Here is a 2,286-nt window from a genome sequence, read left to right as displayed (position 1 = left end):
TTTAGCTCAACTTAAAACTTCCACGCTACCCGCGCAAACAAACGCACATCGTCGTCATCGCCGTGGATATCTTCACTGCCGATAGGTGCGGCGGCTGTGGCGCTGGCGCTCCACGCGCGGTTGTTGTAACGCGCCCCAATACCCGCTCCCGTTAAGCTGCGGCTGTTGTCGACGCTGGCGTCCCACGGGCTTTTGTTGATGTCGACTTGACCGTGATCGAGCAGTGCAAACGCTTGCCACTGGCTGTTTAGGTCGTAGCGCACTTCGACGTTGGCCAGGTAGCCTTCATCGCCGCTGGCTTCGCCTTGGGCGTAAGCGCGTACACCGTAGGCGCCGCCTAGGCTAAATTTCTCGGACGAGTCGAGGTTTTTATCGGCAAACTGGCCGTGGATTTGCGCGTGTAGGCTCCAGTTACCGCCGAGGTTTTGCAAACGCATCAGCGAGGGGGTCCAGCGCTCAAAGTCACCCGCGGTTTGTGCGGTCACGGTGTCGATGACTTGGTCGAGGTAGCTGTTGATGTTTAGCTCGCCTTTGGTATAGGCCAGCGAGGCTTGGGTGATACCACCACCCAACCACTGGTCGCGCCAATCGCCATTGATGCTTAGGGTGTACAGCTCAGAGTCTTTGTCGCTGTGGCTGGCAAAGGCACCAATTTTGTCTTCGAGCTCTTTGCTGTCGTACTGCAGCTGCACGTTTAGGTTGGCGCTGCGGGTACGGATTAACGATTGTTTTACAAACGCGGTGGTAATGCGCGCATTACCGGTGGCGTCTAGCTCGTCAAAGTTGCCGCCCAAGGTGTAGTCCATGTCGGAGTAAGCCACACCCAGCTCGGTGGCCCAAGGGCCAACGGGCAGTTGGTATTGGGCGCGGAAGAACACTTGTTCTTCATCGGAGCCAAGGGCTCTCAGATCAAAGCGGTCGCCTAAGCCTAATGGGCTGTTGACTTGCACGCTGGCGCCTAGGCGGTATTCACCGGTGGATTCGTTGCCGTAATTGTCGAGCTCGACGGTGCCGTTGACCCATGGGCCTTGGCTAACATCCACTTGCAGGTCACTGGTGCCAACTTCTTCACCGGGTACGAGGGTGGTGGTGACATCTATGCCAGGCAAGTCCGACAAGCGCAGCAGCGGGGTTTCTAGGTCGGAGGCGCTGAGCATTTGGTTGGCGTTTAATGCGCGGAACGGACGCTTGAGCACGAAGTCGCGGGTATGGGCGTCGTTGTTTAAGGCGACTTTACCCAACCGACCTTCAAGCACGTCGATGGTGACAACGCCGTCGTTTACATCTTGTTGCGGCAAGTAGGCGCGCGTTAAAAAGAAGCCGCGCTCGCGGTAGTAGCGGGTAATGCGGTTGCTGGCTTCTTGCAGTTCACCCAAGGTGAGGGTTTTACCGGCAAGGTCGGCCACTAATGCGGTGAGCTCATCGGCGGTAAAGATCTCGGCGCCGGTCACTTCAAAGGCATTGACCAAGACGCTGGGGCCGCCTTCGGCGGGCGCGGGTTGGGCTTGTTGTTGCGGCAGGCTGATATCGGCGTTGTTGGGCTCGGCCTGTACGCCGGGCTCGTTTTCTAGCTGCCGAATAAAGGTACCGGCATTGGGTACGGCTTGGGCAAACACCAGGTGGGGGATTAACACGGCCAGCGGCGTTAGCTTCAATATAAGGGGTAACTTCATGTTACGCGTTCCTCTCCATCGCGTTTTATACGCGGTTAAATACGGGGTTAAGCGGCGCCCTACGGTTTATGGCGCGGCGCCGCTTGTCGGTTGTGGTGTTACTCGCTGGCGTCTTGATCGGCGCTGGGCTTATCCGGCGTGATCTCGGTACGACGGTTTAACGCTTGCCCCTCTAGGGTGCTGTTGTCGGCAATCGGGCGCGTCCAGCTAAAGCCTTTGGTACCCAGTCGCGCAGGCTCTACACCCAACTCGACCAGTATGTTGTACACCGCCATAGCGCGTTTACGGGCGAGCTTTTCGTTGAGCAAGCGCGGACCGGTGTGCGAGGTGTGGCCTTCTACTAAGAGGTTAAACTCGGGATATTGCGCGAGCTTAGCCACAAATTTTTCCAGCATCTCTACGTATTCGGGCTCGACGGTATCGCTGTTGTTGGCAAACAACACCGCGCGCGGCATAGGTAGACCAAACTCGGCCAGAACCGCCGCCGGCACACGCACGCCGTCTTGGTATACGCCAAGCGATATGTCGTCCAGCTCACCGGTCAGCAAATCGCGGCCTTCAAAGAGGTTGGCGCGATCTTGGCGACCCAGTGCTTCCCGTGCAGGCAGTTGGG

Annotated in this window: 2 protein-coding genes; both read right to left on the bottom strand. The window is 57.9% G+C overall.

The window, feature by feature from the left end:
• Positions 1–11: 11 nt before the first annotated feature.
• A complete protein-coding gene (locus GILYN3_RS16375) occupies positions 12–1,673 on the bottom strand; it encodes a ShlB/FhaC/HecB family hemolysin secretion/activation protein (protein WP_049721335.1) in 1,662 nt (553 codons plus the stop codon).
• Positions 1,674–1,771: 98 nt separating this feature from the next.
• Positions 1,772–2,286, bottom strand: a 515-nt coding sequence (locus GILYN3_RS16370; protein WP_157484972.1) for an OmpA family protein, incomplete at its 5' end; no start/stop codon positions are given.

Origin of the sequence: Gilvimarinus polysaccharolyticus (genome assembly GCF_001187555.1) — a bacterium.
Taxonomy (GTDB): Bacteria; Pseudomonadota; Gammaproteobacteria; order Pseudomonadales; family Cellvibrionaceae; genus Gilvimarinus; species Gilvimarinus polysaccharolyticus.
This window is presented reverse-complemented; position numbering and strand designations above follow the sequence as displayed.

What these genes read in the sequence shown, in the direction of transcription:
- GILYN3_RS16375 (WP_049721335.1), bottom strand. Translation starts at nt 1,673, where the DNA reads ATGAAGTTACCCCTTATATTGAAGCTAACGCCGCTGGCCGTGTTAATC.